The following is a 16,358-nucleotide window of genomic DNA, read 5'->3' as shown; positions in this document are numbered from 1 at the left end:
CGGCGCTCAGGCCGCAACGGCCGGCTTCGTCATGGCATGCGGCTCCAGGCCCACGTGCGCGTTGTTGCCGCTGCTGGTGAGCTCGACCTTGCGATCGTGGATCTCGGCCAGCGCGCGCTTGTACTCGTTCGGGAAGACCTTGACGAAGCGCGTGCGCGCCACGGCCCAGGTGTCGAGCAGCTCGCGCGCGCGCTTGCTGCCGGTCCAGCGGTGATGGTCTTCGAGCAGCTTCCGGAGCTTGGCCTCGTCGGTCTCGCCCTCGTGCCAGATCTTGCGATGCACGCTGGCCGTCTGCTCGGCGGAGGTCAGCACCTTGTCGAGCGAAACCATCGCCAGGTTGCAACGCGAGGCGAACTGGCCGTCCTCGTCGTAGACGAAGGCGACGCCGCCGCTCATGCCGGCCGCGAAGTTGCGACCGGTCTTGCCGAGCACCACCACCGTGCCGCCGGTCATGTATTCGCAGCCATGATCGCCCGTGCCTTCGACCACCGCGGTAGCACCCGACAGACGCACCGCGAAGCGCTCGCCGGCGACGCCGCTGAGGAAGGCCTCGCCGGTGGTCGCGCCGTAGAGCGCGGTGTTGCCGACGATGGTGTTGCGCGTCGCCTCGCCGCGGAAGTCCAGGCTGGGGCGCACCACCACCCGGCCGCCCGAGAGGCCCTTGCCCGTGTAGTCGTTGGCATCGCCGATGAGGTAGAGCGTGATGCCGCGCGCCAGGAAGGCCCCGAAGGACTGGCCGCCCGTGCCCTCGAGCTGGATGCGGATCGAATCGTCGGGCAGGCCCTGCGGATGCACCTTGGTCAGCGCACCCGAGAGCATGGCCCCGACCGAGCGATTGACGTTGCGTGCCACCTCGATGAACTGCACCTTCTCGCCCTTCTCGATGGCGGGGCGCGACTTCTCGATGAGCTTGTTGTCCAGGCTCTTCGCGAGGCCATGGTCCTGCGCCTCGACGTGGTAGCGCGGCACATCGGCCGGCACGTTGGGCTGCGCGAACAGTCGGCCGAAGTCCAGTCCACGGGCCTTCCAGTGCTCGATGCCCTTGCGGGTGTCGAGCAGGTCGGCGCGGCCGATCAGGTCGTCGAACTTGCGGATGCCCAGCTGCGCCATGATCTGGCGAACTTCCTCGGCGACGAAGAAGAAGTAGTTCACCACGTGCTCGGGCTTGCCCGAGAACTTCTTGCGCAGCACCGGGTCCTGCGTGGCGACGCCGACCGGGCAGGTGTTGAGGTGGCACTTGCGCATCATGATGCAGCCCTCGACGACCAGCGGCGCGGTCGCGAAGCCGAACTCGTCGGCGCCCAGCAGCGCGCCGATCGCGACGTCGCGGCCGGTCTTCATCTGGCCGTCGGCCTGTACGCGGATGCGGCCGCGCAGGCGGTTGAGCACCAGGGTCTGCTGGGTTTCGGCCAGCCCGATTTCCCACGGGCTGCCCGCATGCTTGATCGAGGACCAGGGCGAGGCGCCGGTGCCGCCGTCATGGCCGGCGATCACGACGTGATCGCTCTTGCACTTGGCCACGCCGGCCGCGATGGTGCCGACGCCGACCTCGCTCACCAGCTTGACGCTCACGCTGGCATGCGGGGCCACGTTCTTCAGGTCGTGGATCAGCTGCGCCAGATCCTCGATCGAGTAGATGTCGTGGTGCGGCGGCGGCGAGATCAGGCCCACGCCCGGCACCGAGTAGCGCAGCTGGCCGATGTAGTTGGAGACCTTGCCGCCGGGCAGCTGGCCGCCTTCGCCTGGCTTGGCGCCCTGCGCCATCTTGATCTGCAGCTGGTCGGCCGACGAGAGGTACTCGGCAGTGACGCCGAAGCGGCCCGAGGCCACCTGCTTGATCTTCGAGCGCAGGGAGTCGCCGTCGGCCAGCGGCAGGTCGACCTCGACGTTGGCTTCGCCGATCACGCTCTTGAGCGTGTCGCCCTGCTTGATCGGGATGCCCTTGAGCTCGTTGCGGTAGCGCGCGGGGTCCTCGCCGCCCTCGCCGGTATTGCTCTTGCCGCCGATGCGGTTCATCGCCACGGCCAGCGTCGAATGCGCCTCGGTACTGATCGAGCCCAAGGACATCGCGCCGGTGGCGAAGCGCTTCACGATCTCGCTCGCGGGCTCGACTTCGTCCACGGGGATCGCCTTGGCCGGATCGATCCGGAACTCGAACAGGCCGCGCAGCGTGAGATGGCGCCGGTTCTGGTCGTTGATGAGCTGCGCGTATTCCTTGTAGGTGTTGAAGTTGTTGGCGCGCGTGCTGTGCTGCAGCTTGGCGATGGCATCGGGCGTCCACATGTGCTCTTCGCCGCGGGTGCGCCAGGCATATTCGCCGCCGGCGTCCAGCATGTGCGCGAGCACCGGGTCGTCCCCGAAGGCCGCCTTGTGCATGCGGATGGCTTCCTGCGCGATCTCGAACACGCCGATGCCCTCGACCCGGCTGGCGGTGCCGGTGAAGTACTTGGCCACCGTGTCGCTGTTGAGGCCGATGGCCTCGAAGAGCTGGGCGCCGCAGTAGCTCATGTAGGTGCTGACACCCATCTTCGACATGATCTTGGACAGACCCTTGCCGATCGCCTTGACGTAGTTGTAGATCGCCTTCTCGGCGCTCAGGTCGCCGGACAGGTCTTCGTGCATCGCGGCGAGCGTTTCCATCGCGAGGTACGGGTGCACCGCCTCGGCGCCATAGCCCGCCAGCACGCCGAAGTGATGGACCTCGCGCGCGGAGCCGGTCTCGACCACGAGGCCGGCCGTGGTGCGCAGGCCTTCGCGCACCAGGTACTGGTGGATGGCCGACAGCGCCAGCGGCGCGGGGATGGCGATCTGCGCGGCGCTGAGGGCACGGTCGCTCACGATCAGGATGTTGTGGCCGCCCTTGATCGCGTCGACCGCCTCGGCGCACAGGGAGGCCAGCTTGGCCTCGACGCCCTCCTCGCCCCAGGCGAGCGGATAGGTGATGTCCAGCGTGTAGCTCTTGAACTTGCCCTGCGTGTAGGTGCCGATGTCGCGCAGCTTCGCCATGTCGGCGAAGTCGAGGATGGGCTGGCTCACCTCCAGCCGCATCGGCGGGTTGACCTGGTTGATGTCGAGCAAGTTCGGCTTCGGGCCGATGAAGGACACCAGCGACATCACGATCGCCTCGCGGATCGGGTCGATGGGGGGGTTGGTGACCTGCGCGAACAACTGCTTGAAGTAGTTGTAGAGCGGCTTGTTCTTGTTGGACAGCACGGCCAGCGGACTGTCGTTGCCCATGGAGCCGATGCCCTCCTCGCCGGCCGCGGCCATCGGGCTCATCAGGAACTTGATGTCTTCCTGCGTGTAGCCGAAGGCCTGCTGGCGGTCGAGCAAGGCGACCGGGCTCGCCGGCGGCTGCGCGGCCTTCGCCTCGACGCTGTCGAGCTTGATGCGCAGGTTTTCGATCCACTGCTTGTAGGGCTTGCTGTTGGCGAGCGTGGCCTTGACCTCCTCGTCGTCGATCATGCGGCCCTGCTCCAGGTCGATCAGGAACATCTTGCCGGGCTGCAGGCGCCATTTGCGAACGATCTTCTGCTCGGGCACCGGCAGCACGCCGGATTCCGAGGCCATGATGACCAGGTCGTCATCGGTCACGCAGTAGCGCGACGGGCGCAGGCCGTTGCGGTCCAGCGTGGCGCCGATCTGGCGGCCGTCGGTGAAGACGATCGAGGCCGGGCCGTCCCAGGGCTCGAGCATGGCCGCGTGGTATTCGTAGAAGGCGCGACGGCGCGGGTCCATGGTCGCGTGCTGCTCCCAGGGCTCGGGGATCATCATCATCACGGCCTGGCTGATCGGGTAGCCGGCCATGGTGAGCAGCTCGAGGCAGTTGTCGAAGGTGGCGGTATCGGACTGGTCGGCGAAGCTGATCGGGTAGAGCTTCTGCAGGTCGGCCCCCAGCACCGGCGAGGACATCACGCCCTCACGCGCCTTCATCCAGTTGTAGTTGCCCTTGACGGTGTTGATCTCGCCGTTGTGGGCCACGTAGCGGTACGGGTGGGCCAGTGGCCACTCGGGGAAGGTATTGGTGGAAAAGCGCTGGTGCACCAGGCCCAGGGCCGAGATGCAGCGCTTGTCCTGCAGGTCGAGGTAATAGGTGCCGACCTGGTCGGCCAGCAGCAGGCCCTTGTAGACCACCGTGCGGCTCGACATGCTGGGAACGTAGTACTCCTTGCTGTGCTTGAGCTTCAGGCGCTGAATGGCAGCGCTGGCGGTCTTGCGGATGACGTAGAGCTTGCGCTCCAGGGCGTCCTGCACGATCACGTCGTTGCCGCGGCCGATGAAGACCTGGCGCAGCAGCGGCTCCTTCTTGCGCACGGCCGGCGACATCGGCATCTCGCGGTTGACCGGGACATCGCGCCAGCCCAACAGCACCTGGCCTTCGGCCTTGATTGCGCGCTCCAGCTCCTGCTCGCAGGCTTCGCGCGAGGCGTGCTCCTTGGGCAGGAAGATCATGCCGACACCGTATTCGCCGGGCGGCGGCAGCGTCACGCCCTGCTTCTCCATCTCGTCGCGGTACAGGTGGTCGGGGAGCTGGATCAGGATGCCGGCGCCGTCACCCATCAGCTTGTCAGCGCCCACTGCGCCGCGATGATCGAGATTTTCGAGAATCTTCAATCCCTGCAGCACGATCGAATGGCTTTTTTCGCCCTTGATGTGGGCCACGAAGCCGACGCCGCAGGCATCGTGCTCGTCAGCGGCGGAATAAAGACCGTGTTGTTGGAGATACTCGATCTCGGCAGCCGTGGTCATGGGCGCACTCCTTCAGTTTTTCGCAGGGAGGGGAAGGATATTGCGTTGCACAAACGATGCCAAGCTTTTTATTGGGGGTCAGATCACCATTAAATCCGATCAATCGGGGCGACACAATAAATGGGGACACATTAAAAGCGTGCGAAGGAAAGGCTGGCGCGGTCAGCGCCGGGCGGACGGCGGACGTCCAGGCCGCGCCTTCAAGACGCGCCGTTCGGTGCTCTTCTGCAGTGCCTCCAGGAAATTACGATCGCCGGCCGCCCAGCCGTGCAACGTGGCTTCCGTCAACAAGACCTGGTCGGCACCGGTCACGCCACCGCGCACCAACTCGGCGTAGGCCGCCTCACGGGCGAAGGGGGTGTTGCCGAGCGACCAGTAGAGGGGGTGCGGCGTCAGCAGCTTGTCGTGCCGCAGTCCGACGTAGTGGCCATGGCTCGACCAGGCATAGTCGCGCGCCTCGGCAACGATGCCGGCCCGCACCGGGTTCAGGTCGATGTAGGCCATGCAAGTCAGCAGGTAGCGATCGGTCTGGATCAGCGTGGACTTGTAACGCCCCTCCCACAAGGTGCCGGTGCGCCCATGCCGGTCGTTGAAGTAGCGCACATAGCGCCGGCCGATGGCCTGCATCCACAACGGAAGCCCGTCTGCGCTCGCAGGCGTCGCCAGCAGGTGGTAATGGTTGTCCATCAGCACATAGGCATGCAGCGCGATGCCGAAGCGCACGGCGTTCTCGCCCAGCAGCGCCAGCAGCATCTCGCGATCGGCGTTGTCGACGAAGATGGCCTGCCGGTTGTTGCCCCGCTGGATCACGTGGTGCGGCTGCTCGGCCAGGGTGAGACGAGGAAGGCGGGCCATGGCGAGATCAGCCCATGGGGAAGCGCGTCTCCAGCATCGACGCCAGCCCGAACTGGGCCAGCAGTTCTTTTAGCCGGGCCGCGGCGCTGGCTTTGCGCTGACCGGTACGGCGCGCAATGATCAGCTCGTTCTTCAGGCTGTGCTCCCAGCCCACCAGCTCGGTGACCGTGACTTGGTAGCCGTGGGCCTCCAGGTAGAGGCAGCGCAGGACGTTGGTGAGCTGGCTGCCGATCTCGCGCGTGTGCAAGGGATGGCGCCAGAGCTCAGCCAGGGGCGTGCGCGTGAGCGCCAGCGCCTTGGTCTGGCGCAGGCAGGCAGCGACCTCGGCCTGGCAACAGGGCACCAGCACCATGAAGCGCGCCTGCTTCGCGAGCCCGAAGGCGATGGCGTCGTCGGTGGCTGTGTCGCAGGCGTGCAATGCGGTCACCACGTCGATCTGCAGCGGGAGCTCGGCTGCGTCTGCGGACTCGGCCGCGCTGATGTTGAGAAAAGCCATGCGATCGAAGCCCAGCTGCTTTGCCAGTGCACGCGACTTGTCGACCAGGTCGGCGCGCGTTTCGATCCCGTATACCCGCCCACCGCCGCGCGGACCGAAGAACAGGTCGTAGAGGATGAAGCCGAGATAGGACTTGCCGGCACCGTGGTCGGCCAGGCTGGCGTGCGCCCCCTCCTCCGGCAGCTCGAGGAGCAGCTTCTCGATGAACTGGAACAGGTGGTAGACCTGCTTGAGCTTGCGGCGCGAATCCTGGTTGAGCCGCCCTTCGCGCGTGAGGATATGCAGCGCCTTGAGCAGCTCGATGGACTGGCCCGGGCGCAGCAGCTCCTGGAGCTCGGCTTCGGCCTTCGAGGCCTTGGCGACGGCCTTGCCGTTCATCGCTGCCCTCCCCCCGGGCCGACATCCAGAGCCGCCCAGCCCTCGGTGCCGAGCTGCTGCAGGATCTGCATGTTGCGCCCGAAGATGGCTTGTGCATCCGGAAAGGCTTCGACGGCACGGCTCACGCTGTCCTCGCGCAACAGGTGCAGTGTCGGGTACGGCGCGCGGTTGCTCGCATTGGTGATGTCGTCGGGCTCGGTGCCGGCAAACTGGAAACGCGGATGAAAGCTGGCCAGTTGGAACCGGCCCTCGAAGCCCTCGCGCGCCAGGCGGCGCTCGGCGCGTGCGGTGAAATCGTTGAAATCCAGGAAGTCGGCCAAGGTGTTCGGCGCAATCAGGAGCGTCGTGTCGCGTTCGGAAGCGCGGCAGGCCGCCAGGGCCCGCGCTTCGTCCAGCAATGCGTCGATCAAGCCGCCCTCCTCGTCGTGCATGTACAGGGCGTAGTGGATCTGCCCTCGCGCATGCACGGCCTTGGCAAAGGGGCAGAGATTGAGCCCAATCACGGCGCGCTCGAGCCAGCGCTGCGTGTCCGCCTGTGCTTGCCCGGCAGTGACGAGGGGATAGCTGTTCATATGGCGGTCCCCCTCCGGGATGTGGCCGGCGCCACGCGTGTCGCCAACGCCAGCCCTGCCAGCGAACAGGCCAGGGTCACGACCCAGGTCCATTGCCAGCCGCCAACCCGGTGGGCGATCCAGGCGACCACCGGCGGCGCCACGAACTGCCCGAGCGAGGAGGCCTGCTGCATCATCCCCACGGTCGTCGACACGGTCGAGGGTCCGGGCGCAAGCCGGGGGGCAAGCATGAAGAGCGTCGCCGGAATCATTCCGCCAGCCAGGGAGAACAGGCACACAGCCAAATAACGCAGCGCGGGCGGCAGGCTCGCGGCGCTTTCGCCCGGGCCGATCTGCGCGAAGGCCGCAACGCTGCCGAGCGCCATCGCCACGAAACCCCAGCGCAGCAGACGCTCCGGCGCGACGCCGTGCTGCAGGAAGCGCCCGCCGCCGACATTTCCGACGATGTTCATCGCAGCAGCGAGGGCGGTCAGCCCCGCATTCCAGGCGGCCGGCACGCCGGCTTCGGCGTAGATCGCGGGAAGGAAGCCGATCACCGCCATCCATTGCGAGGAGTACACGGCGAAGGCCGCCGCCAGCGTCCGGGGGCCGCCGGCGCGCGCCGTGTCGAACAGCCGGGCCGACCAGCGCGATGTCGAAGGCGTCTCGGTCGCAACGGGCAGCCGCCCGTCCGCCGGCACGACCAGCAGCACCCAAAGTGCCGCGGCGGCGGAGACCCCCGACAACACCCACCACCACCCCGGCCATCCGACCCAGGCAATCAGTGCCGGACCGAGCAGGAGCGCCAGCGCAACGCCGAGCGGCATGTAGGCACCCCAGAGGCCGAGCGCCTTCTTCTCCGCGTTCGGTGGCGAAAGGGCACGGATCAGGCCGGGACAGGGCATGACCGTCAGCAGGAAGCCCACGCCTTCAAGTGCGCGCAAGGCGAACAGCCAGGGAATGGCGCCGGCGCCTGCATCCGCGCGCCCGATCAGGCCGCCGAACACGCTGGCGACGGTCACCAGGGCCAGGCCCGCCAAAATGCTGCGCCTCGGTCCGATGGCGTCGGCCGCGAGCCCGAACACCATGCCCAGGCACATGCCGGCGACCTGCACCAACGACAGCAGGAAGCCTGCTTGCAGCAGGTCGACGCCGAGTGTCGCCTGCAGCGCCGGCACGGCCGGCGGCAACTTGCCCAGGTGCAGGGCAGCGGCCACGCCGGCCAGCACCACGGCCAGCGCGGCACCCGGGATGCGTGCATGAGAAGCCATGGCGCTCATTCGTGCCATTGCCGTCCCGTGATGCGTTCGTGCTCGCGGATCGCGAAGCGGTCCGTCATGCCGGCGATGTAGTCGGCGACAGCGCGGTACCGGTCGTCGCGTTGTGCATACGAGGCCGGCATCTGCTGCGCATCCTGGATATAGGCCGCGAACAGCTCGCGCACCACCTCTTTCGCGCGGCTCGTGGTCTGCATGACGCGGGGATGCCGGTAGAGGTTGCGGAAGAGAAACTGCTTGAGCTCGGTCGACTGGGCACGCATGGTCTCGCTGAAGCGCACCAGCGGCGCGGCACGGCGCACGGCGTCCGCATCGGCGGGCGCTGCCGCTTCGAGCGCGCCGCGCGTGGCGTCGATCACGTCGTAGACCTGCGCGCTGAGCATGCGGCGGATGGCTTCGTAGAGCACGCGCCGGCCCTGCAGCTGCGGATGCTCTTCGAGGGTCTCGCGCAGGTAGCGGCTGAACAGCGCGACCTCGCCGAGCGTTTCGAGGCCGACGAGCCCCGAGCGCACACCATCGTCGATGTCGTGCGCGTTGTAGGCAATCTCGTCGGCCAGGTTGCACAGCTGTGCCTCGAGGCTCGGCTGGGTGCGATCGCGGAAACGCCGCGCCACCCCGCCCGGCTCGGCGGCATCCAGGCGCTCGGCATTGGCGCGCGAGCAATGCTTGAGGATGCCCTCGCGGGTCTCGAAGCTCAGGTTGAGCCCGTCGTATTGGGGGTAGCGATGCTCGAGCGCATCCACCACGCGTAGGCTCTGGAGGTTGTGCTCGAAGCCGCCGTGTTCCGCCATGCAGGCATCCAGTGCGTCCTGGCCGGCATGACCGAAGGGCGTGTGGCCGAGGTCATGTGCAAGCGCGATGGCCTCCACCAGGTCTTCGTTGAGCCGCAGCGACCTCGCGATCGAGCGGCCGAGTTGCGCAACTTCGAGGGAATGCGTCAAGCGGGTGCGGAAAAGATCGCCCTCGTGGTTGAGGAAGACCTGGGTCTTGTAGACGAGCCGTCGGAAGGCAGTGGAATGAACGATGCGGTCGCGGTCGCGCTGGAAAGCGTCGCGCGTGGGGGCCGGCGCCTCGGCATGGCGCCGGCCGCGGGACTGCGCGGGATGGCTGGCGTAGCGTGCCAGGCTCATGCCTTGCTGCCCGAGTCAGTCCGCACAGCACTGCGCGAGCACCTCACGCACCAGGGCGTCGGGGGCACTGCGCATGACGGCCGAGCCGGGCTTGTCGATCACCACGAAGCGGATCTCCCCGGCTTCCGATTTCTTGTCGATGCGCATCAGCTCGATGTAGCGCTCGGCGCCGAGCGCGGGAGCGGTCACGGGCAGCCCCGCGCGCTCTACCAGCGCCGAAAGCCGACGGACGAAAGCCACGTCGACGCCACCGAGCCGTTGCGACAGATGGGCAGCCATGACCATGCCGCAGCCGACCGCTTCGCCGTGCAGCCAGCGGCCGTAGCCCATCCCGGCTTCGATGGCGTGTCCGAAGGTGTGGCCGAAGTTGAGGATCGCCCGCAAGCCGGTCTCGCGCTCGTCCTGCCCGACGACGGCCGCCTTGATCTCGCAGCTGCGCCGGACCGCATGGGCCAGCGCCGCCGGCTCGCGGGCCACCAGCGCGTCGACGTTTGCCTCGATCCAGTCGAAGAAGGCCATGTCGTAGATGGGCCCGTACTTGATGATCTCGGCGAGGCCCGCGCTGAGCTCGCGCGGCGGCAGCGTGGCCAGCGTGGCGAGGTCGCACAGTACGAGCCGCGGCTGGTAGAAGGCGCCGATCATGTTCTTGCCGAGCGGATGGTTGATCGCCGTCTTGCCGCCCACGGACGAATCGACCTGCGCGAGCAGCGTCGTCGGCACCTGCACGAAAGGCACGCCACGCATGTAGCTGGCGGCGGCGAAGCCGGTCATGTCACCCACCACCCCGCCGCCAAGCGCGAAGAGCACCGTCTTGCGATCGCAGCCATGGCGCAGCAAGGCGTCGAAGATCAGGTTCAGCGTCGGCCAGTCCTTGTGGGTCTCGCCGTCGGGAAGTTCCAGCAGGTGCACGGCTGCGAAGCGACCAGCCAGGGTCCGGCGCAGCGCCTCGCCATAGAGCGGGGCCACCGTGGTGTTCGTGACGATCAGGGCCGTGGCGGCCGAGGGAGCGGCATCGAAGTGACCGGGGTCACCGAGCAGGTCGGTGCCGATCAGAATGGGATAGCTGCGCTCGCCAAGCTGGATCTCGACGCGTTCGGGGGAGGCGGACACTCGCATGGCTCCGAGTTTAGGCGCATGGCGCCCCGGTCCCGGCTCAGCCGGTCGGATCGCTCCGGGACCCGGGGGGTATCACACCCGCCAGCTCCAGCTGCATCACGATGATGTTCACCAGCATCGCAACCGAAGGCCGGCCGGTCTCCACCACGTCATGGGCAGCCTGGCGGTAGAGGGGGTCGCGCGCGGCGTAGAGCTCGTGCAGCCGTCCCAGCGGATCAGCCACCTGCAGCAGCGGCCGCTTGACATCGTGGCGAAGGCGCCTGAACAGGTCTTCGGGCGACGAGCGCAGGTAGATCACGTGGAAGTGGTTGTGCAGCTGGAGCCGGTTGGCCTCGCGCAGCACGGCCCCGCCGCCGGTAGACACGATGCCTTCTGCCGACGCCGCGAGCTCGGCGATCACTGTTTGCTCGACATCGCGAAAGCTTTGCTCTCCCTCGCGCTCGAAGTAGTCGCGGATGGAACAGCCGATACGCCGCTCGATCAGGTCATCGCTGTCGATGAACGGGAACTGGAGGCGCTGGGCAAGGCGCCGGCCCACTGCGGACTTTCCGGCGCCGGGCAGGCCGACGAGTGCGACCGCCACGCGGTGCTGCGAACGCCAACGCGCTTCAGCGCGCGGCGTTACGGTCGGTAATCATCTTCGGGGTGATAAAGACGAGCATTTCGGTCTTGTTGGCAACACGTTCGCGCTTGCGGAACAGTGCCCCCACATAAGGCACTTCACCCAGCACCGGCACGCGCGATTCGTCGTTGGTTTCGGTGAGCTCGAAGATACCACCGATGACCACGGTTCCACCGTTCTCCACCAGCACCTCGGTCTGCACGTGCTTGGTGTTGATCGCGAAGCCGGCGGTCGTCGCCTGGCCGACCGTGTCCTTGTTGACGTCCAGCGTCAGGATGATGTTGCCCTCGGGCGTGATCTGCGGCGTGACCTCGAGCTTCAGGTTCGCCTTGCGGAAGGCGATCGAAGTAGCGCCGCTGGAGGTCGCGACCTGGTAGGGGAGTTCCGTGCCCTGCTCGATCAGCGCCTTGGTCTGGTCGGCCGTCACGACGCGGGGGCTGGACACCACCTTGCCCTTGCCGTCTGCTTCGAGTGCCGAGATTTCCAGGTTCAGCATGCGCGAGAAGCTGGAGTTGAAGAGCGAGATGGCAAAGGTGCCCGGCGCGTTGCCGTTGCCGGCCACGCCGGTCGAGGGCAGGTTCACGAAGTTGGAGTTCGTGAAGGTGGTCAGCGCGCTCGCCGGCGTGGTCGCCGTCCCCGCTGTGACGGCCGGAATGACGCCGACGTTGCCGAACACCGGACGGCCGTTGTTGGAACCCACCGTGCCGCCGGAAATGCCGCCCCCCAGCCGCACGCCCAGGGACTTGCCGAAGGTGTCGGAGGCCTCGACGATGCGCGCCTCGATCAACACCTGGCGCACTGGCACATCCAGCTTCTGGATCAGCTCGGCGACCTGCTGGAGGCGCGCCGGGATGTCCGAGACGAAGAGCTGGTTGGTACGCGATTCGGCGATCACGCTGCCACGGGCACTCAGGATGCGGGTGGTGGTGCCTGAGCCGCCGCCGCTGGCCTGGCCGGCGCCCGTCAGGCCCTGCGCAATGGCAACCGCCTTCGTGTAGTTCAGTTGGAAGGATTGGGTCCGCAGGGGCTCCAGATTCTGGATCGCAGCCTGCGCCTCGAACTCGAGCTTTTCCTTGGCGTTGATCTCGTCCTTGGGTGCGATCCACAGCACGCTGCCGTTCTTGCGCATGCCCAGGTTCTTCGCCTGCATGATGATGTCCAGGGCCTGATCCCAAGGCACGTCCTTCAGGCGAAGCGTCAGGGCGCCGGTCACCGAGTCCGAAGTCACGATGTTGAAATTGGTGAAGTCGGCGATCACCTGCAGCAGGGAACGGATCTCGATGTTCTGGAAGTTCAGCGACAGCTTCTCGCCGGTGTAACCCACGCCCTGCGTCAGCTTCGTCGGGTCCACCTTGCGCGGACGAACCTCGACCACGAACTGGTTCTCGCTCTGGTAGGCGCTGTGCTCCCAATCCCCCTTGGGCTCGATGGTCATGCGCACGCGGTCGCCGACCTGCTGCGTGGTCACGGTCTGCACCGGCGTGCCGAAGTCGGAGACGTCGAGGCGGCGGCGCAGGCCTTCCGGCAGGGTCGACTTGGTGAACTCGACCACGAGGTTGCGACCCTGCTGGCGGATATCGACGCCCACTTGGTTGTTGGCCAGGTCGACCACCACGCGGCCGGCGTTGTCCGAGCCGAGGCGGAAATCGACGTCGCGCAGCGGCAGGGTGTCGCGGTTGCGGTTCTCGGCGAAGGCTTGCGGGGTCGAGGCAACCAGCGCAGTACCGGCGACGGGCTCCAGCGACACCAGGAGCGACTTGCCCTGGATCTCGGCCTTGTACGCCGTCGCCTGCTTGAGGTTCAGCACCAGGCGCGTGCGCTCACCCGCCTGCACCACATTGATGGAGCGCAGATTGCCTTGATTCACGTCGATCGCCGAGCGGCCGATGGCATTCGTCACACCGGGAAAGTCGAGCGCGATGCGCGCGGGCGTCTGGATGGCGAAGCCCGTGGGCACGGCGGAGAGCGGTTGTGTCAGATCGACCCGGATGACTTCGGCACCCGATTGCATCGAACTGGTAACCGACTCGATCGCGTTCTGCGCATGCGCCGCCGCGACCGCGCCGAGCGCGAGCAGGCTCGCGCCGACCACGCGCAGCCACTGCGCGAACCTTGAATTCTTGGGTTTCATTTCGACCTCTCTTGCAACTGCAGCGTCGCCACGCGTTCGATCCATTCACCGGCGGCGTCCTGCACGATTTCACGCAAGGCGAGTTCGGTTTCGCTGATACGGGTGATGCGCCCGTAGTTGAGTCCCAGATAGTTGCCCACCCGAACCTGGTAGAGCAGCTTGTCGACGGTGACCAGTGCCACCGGTTGACCATTGCGGTTCATGCTCCCCACCATCGCCATCGAATCGAGTGGGAAAGCCTCCAACGCCTCCTTGCGGCGTGCCAGCTCCGGGGCAATGAGGCCCGAAGTGCTCGGCTGGGCCGAATCACGGCGCAGGGCCTGCGTGAGCTTCTGCATGTTGAAGGGCTCGAACGCATTGCCTTCGGTGTAGGCCTGGGGGGTGAACTTCTTGGGTTCCGTGATGGGCGGCACCGTCGGGCGCACCTGCGCCCGCTGCTGGGCCATCCATTGCTGGAGTTCTTCCTGTTCCGAGCCAGCGCAGCCGCTCAGGCCGACGGCCGCGAGGCCGACGCACAGCACAAAAGCAAGCCTGATCATTTCTTTTTCGCCCCCGCCGCGGCACGTCTTTGCGCTTGCTGCTCTTCCTCGTCCAGATAGCGGAAGGTCCGCGCCGTGGCGTCCATCGTCAGGACTCCGTCTTTGCCGGGCGTGACAGCCAGGTTGTTCAAGGTCACGATGCGCGAGAGATTGGCGACGTCCGCTGCGAAGGCACCCATGTCGTGGTACCGGCCGGTGACGCGCACGGCGATCGGCAGCTCGGCGTAGTAGTCCTTCACGACCACCTGGCCCGGCCGGAAAAGCTCGAACTGCAGGCTGCGGCCGAGGCCGGCCTGGTTGATGTCCGAGAGCAAGGCATCCATCTCGGCCTTGCTCGGCAATTGCTTCTCGAGCAGCGTGACGTACTGCTGCACCTGCTCGCGTTGCTTCTTCAGCAACTCGAGGTTGGCGGCCTGTGCCACTTTCTTCTGGTAGTCGGCCCTGAGGGTGACTTCCTTGGCACGCTCGGCCTCCAGCTCGTCGTTCGAACTGGTGAGCCAGACGAACCACAAGGCCACCAGCACCAGCGCAGTGACCAACACGCACAGCGCGTAGCGCGGCACCGGCGGCCAGACCGAGGGATCGTTCGGATTCAGTCCGCGGAACTGGTCGCCGAAGCGCTGCAGGGCGCCGCCGATGTCGACCTTGGAGGATGCGCGTTGGGTTGCCATGATGACGCTCAGCCCTTGCCTGCCACCGATGCAGCCGCACCCGACCCTGTCTCGGCCTTCTGCGCATCCGTGGGCCGCTTGAGCCCGATGCGCATCGTGAAGTTCGCCACACGACGCTGGTCGCGCGCGCTCAGGCTGACATTGCCGGAGGTAATTTCGATCAGCTCCGGCTTGACGAGCCAGGGGCTGTTATTGCCCAGGTTGCGCAGCAGTTCCGAGACCCGCTCGTTGGATTGCGCCTGACCCAGGAGAGTGACGGTTTGGTTATCCTGCTTCATGCTCGTGAGGTACACGCCGTCCGGCAGCTGCCGCACGAGCTCGTTGAGCAGATGGACGGGCATGTTGCGGTCGCCCTGCAGATCCTCGACGGCTTGCTGGCGGGCGCGCAAGGCCGCGATCTCGGCCTGCAGAGTGGAAATTTCCTTGATCTCGGCCTCGAGCTTCTTGATCTCGGCTTGGAGAAAGCCGTTCTTTGACTGCTGGCTGGAGATCTGGGCCTGATACCAGAGATAGGCACCGCCGGCGATCAGAAAACCCGCCACGGCCGAGGCCCCCAGCGTGGCATAGAAGGTCTCGCGCCGGCGCTTGCGCGCGGCTTCGCGATGCGGCAGGAGGTTGATCAAGATCACTGAAGGAACCTCCGCATCGCAAGCCCGCACGAGGTCAGGTACGAGGGCGCCTCGCGCCGGACCTTTTTTTCGCGGATGCCGCTGCCGATCTCCATGCCGTCGAAGGGATTGACCAGCGAGCAGGCGAAGGAGGTCTGCCGTGTCACTGCGCTGGTGAGCCCCGGCAGCGCGGCCGAACCGCCCGCCAGCAGCACGTAGTCGACACGGTTGTGCGGCGTGCTCGTGAAGAAGAACTGCAGCGCACGCGCGATTTCCTGGGCGATGCTGGCCACGAAGGGCTTGAGCACGCCCGAACCATAATCGTCGGGCAGGTCCCCGCTGCGCTTCTTGGTCTCTGCCTCCTCGGCGGAGAAGCCGTACTGCCGCACGATCAACTGCGTGAGCTGGGCGCCGCCGAAGGCCTGGTCACGGTCGTAGAGCACTTCCTGGTTGCGCAGCACCTGCATGCTGGTGGTGAAGGCACCCACTTCGAACAGGGCCACCACGGCGTCGCGGCCCTGGCTTGGCAATTGCTCGATGAGCCGTGCCGTGGCCAGCCGCGAGGCATAGGACTCGACATCGAGAATCACGGCCTTGAGGCCGGCTGCTTCGGCCAAGCCCTGGCGGTCCTGGACCTTTTCCTTGCGAGAGGCGGCGATCAGGACCTCGACATCGCCTGCTGCGCTGGCACTCTGCCCGATGACGCAGAAATCCAGACTCACCTCGTCGAGCGAGAAGGGGATGTACTGGTTGGCTTCGGACTCGACCTGGATCTCGAGCTCCTGCTCGCTCATGCCGCCAGGCAGGACGATCTTCTTCGTGATGACGGCCGAAGGCGGCAAGGCCAATGCGGCGTTCTTGGTGCGGCTGCCGCTCTTGCGCACGGCCCGACGAACGGCCTCGGCCACCTCGTCGAACTTCTCGACGTTCCCATCGGTGATCCAGCCCCGCTCCAGCGGCTCGATCGCGCAGCGTTCCAAAATCAACTTGCCGCTGGCGTCGCGGCCGAGCTCGACCAGCTTCACACTGGATGAGCTGACGTCCAGCCCGAGCAGCGGCGCGGGTTGACGGCTAAACAGCGATCCCAGAGCAGCCAAGTTATATCCCGTTGTGTTTGTAACGATTGGAAATATTTGCGTGTGGTTGCATGCTAGCAGGAGGAGCAGCGCCAACCAAGGGCCTTGGCCGCAACTGTGGCACGAAGCGTTGTCAAAAGGGAACGTAACAGGGCCGAT

Annotated in this window: 13 protein-coding genes; all 13 read right to left on the bottom strand. The window is 66.5% G+C overall.

Translation table 11 applies throughout. From position 1 onward, the window contains the following. Positions 1–6: 6 nt before the first annotated feature. The 13 genes from J2739_RS10010 to J2739_RS09950 all read right to left on the bottom strand — a co-directional run bounded on the left by J2739_RS10010 (position 7) and on the right by J2739_RS09950 (position 16,220). Complete coding sequence (locus tag J2739_RS10010; RefSeq protein WP_309901039.1) at positions 7–4,749, bottom strand: glutamate synthase-related protein; 4,743 nt, start codon at positions 4,747–4,749, stop codon at positions 7–9. 162 nt (positions 4,750–4,911) lie between these two features. Further along, complete coding sequence (locus J2739_RS10005) at positions 4,912–5,604, bottom strand: transposase (RefSeq protein ID WP_309901037.1); 693 nt, start codon at positions 5,602–5,604, stop codon at positions 4,912–4,914. Positions 5,605–5,611: 7 nt separating this feature from the next. Next, positions 5,612–6,478 (bottom strand): class I SAM-dependent methyltransferase, encoded by an 867-nt coding sequence (locus tag J2739_RS10000; protein WP_309901035.1) that lies wholly within the window; start codon positions 6,476–6,478, stop codon positions 5,612–5,614. Then, positions 6,475–7,050 (bottom strand): DUF1415 domain-containing protein, encoded by a 576-nt coding sequence (locus J2739_RS09995; RefSeq protein WP_309901033.1) that lies wholly within the window; start codon positions 7,048–7,050, stop codon positions 6,475–6,477. The genes J2739_RS10000 and J2739_RS09995 overlap by 4 nt, the downstream gene beginning before the upstream one ends. Beyond that, positions 7,047–8,309, bottom strand: a complete 1,263-nt coding sequence (locus J2739_RS09990; protein WP_309901030.1) for an MFS transporter — start codon at positions 8,307–8,309, stop codon at positions 7,047–7,049. The genes J2739_RS09995 and J2739_RS09990 overlap by 4 nt, the downstream gene beginning before the upstream one ends. Further along, positions 8,306–9,436: a deoxyguanosinetriphosphate triphosphohydrolase gene (locus J2739_RS09985; protein ID WP_309901029.1), complete on the bottom strand. Its 1,131-nt coding sequence runs from the start codon at positions 9,434–9,436 to the stop codon at positions 8,306–8,308. The genes J2739_RS09990 and J2739_RS09985 overlap by 4 nt, the downstream gene beginning before the upstream one ends. Before the next feature lie 15 nt (positions 9,437–9,451). Then, positions 9,452–10,552: a 3-dehydroquinate synthase gene (gene aroB / locus J2739_RS09980; protein WP_309901027.1), complete on the bottom strand. Its 1,101-nt coding sequence runs from the start codon at positions 10,550–10,552 to the stop codon at positions 9,452–9,454. 37 nt (positions 10,553–10,589) lie between these two features. Next, a complete protein-coding gene (locus J2739_RS09975) occupies positions 10,590–11,135 on the bottom strand; it encodes a shikimate kinase (RefSeq protein WP_309901025.1) in 546 nt (181 codons plus the stop codon). 25 nt (positions 11,136–11,160) lie between these two features. Beyond that, entirely contained in the window at positions 11,161–13,305 is a 2,145-nt protein-coding gene (locus J2739_RS09970) for a type IV pilus secretin PilQ (RefSeq protein WP_309901023.1), read from the bottom strand. Further along, positions 13,302–13,844, bottom strand: a complete 543-nt coding sequence (locus J2739_RS09965) for a pilus assembly protein PilP (protein WP_309901021.1) — start codon at positions 13,842–13,844, stop codon at positions 13,302–13,304. The genes J2739_RS09970 and J2739_RS09965 overlap by 4 nt, the downstream gene beginning before the upstream one ends. Continuing rightward, positions 13,841–14,515 (bottom strand): type IV pilus inner membrane component PilO, encoded by a 675-nt coding sequence (locus tag J2739_RS09960; RefSeq protein WP_309901018.1) that lies wholly within the window; start codon positions 14,513–14,515, stop codon positions 13,841–13,843. The genes J2739_RS09965 and J2739_RS09960 overlap by 4 nt, the downstream gene beginning before the upstream one ends. 8 nt (positions 14,516–14,523) lie before the next feature. Continuing rightward, complete coding sequence (locus J2739_RS09955; RefSeq protein WP_309901016.1) at positions 14,524–15,144, bottom strand: PilN domain-containing protein; 621 nt, start codon at positions 15,142–15,144, stop codon at positions 14,524–14,526. After that, positions 15,141–16,220, bottom strand: coding sequence for a pilus assembly protein PilM (locus J2739_RS09950; RefSeq protein ID WP_309901015.1), 1,080 nt, complete (start codon positions 16,218–16,220; stop codon positions 15,141–15,143). The genes J2739_RS09955 and J2739_RS09950 overlap by 4 nt, the downstream gene beginning before the upstream one ends. Positions 16,221–16,358 lie beyond the last annotated feature (138 nt).

It is taken from the genome of Variovorax soli (assembly GCF_031454625.1).
GTDB classification, from domain to species: Bacteria; Pseudomonadota; Gammaproteobacteria; order Burkholderiales; family Burkholderiaceae_C; genus Variovorax; species Variovorax soli_A.
Note: the sequence above shows the minus strand (reverse complement) of the source record. Positions and strands in the feature narration are given on the sequence as shown.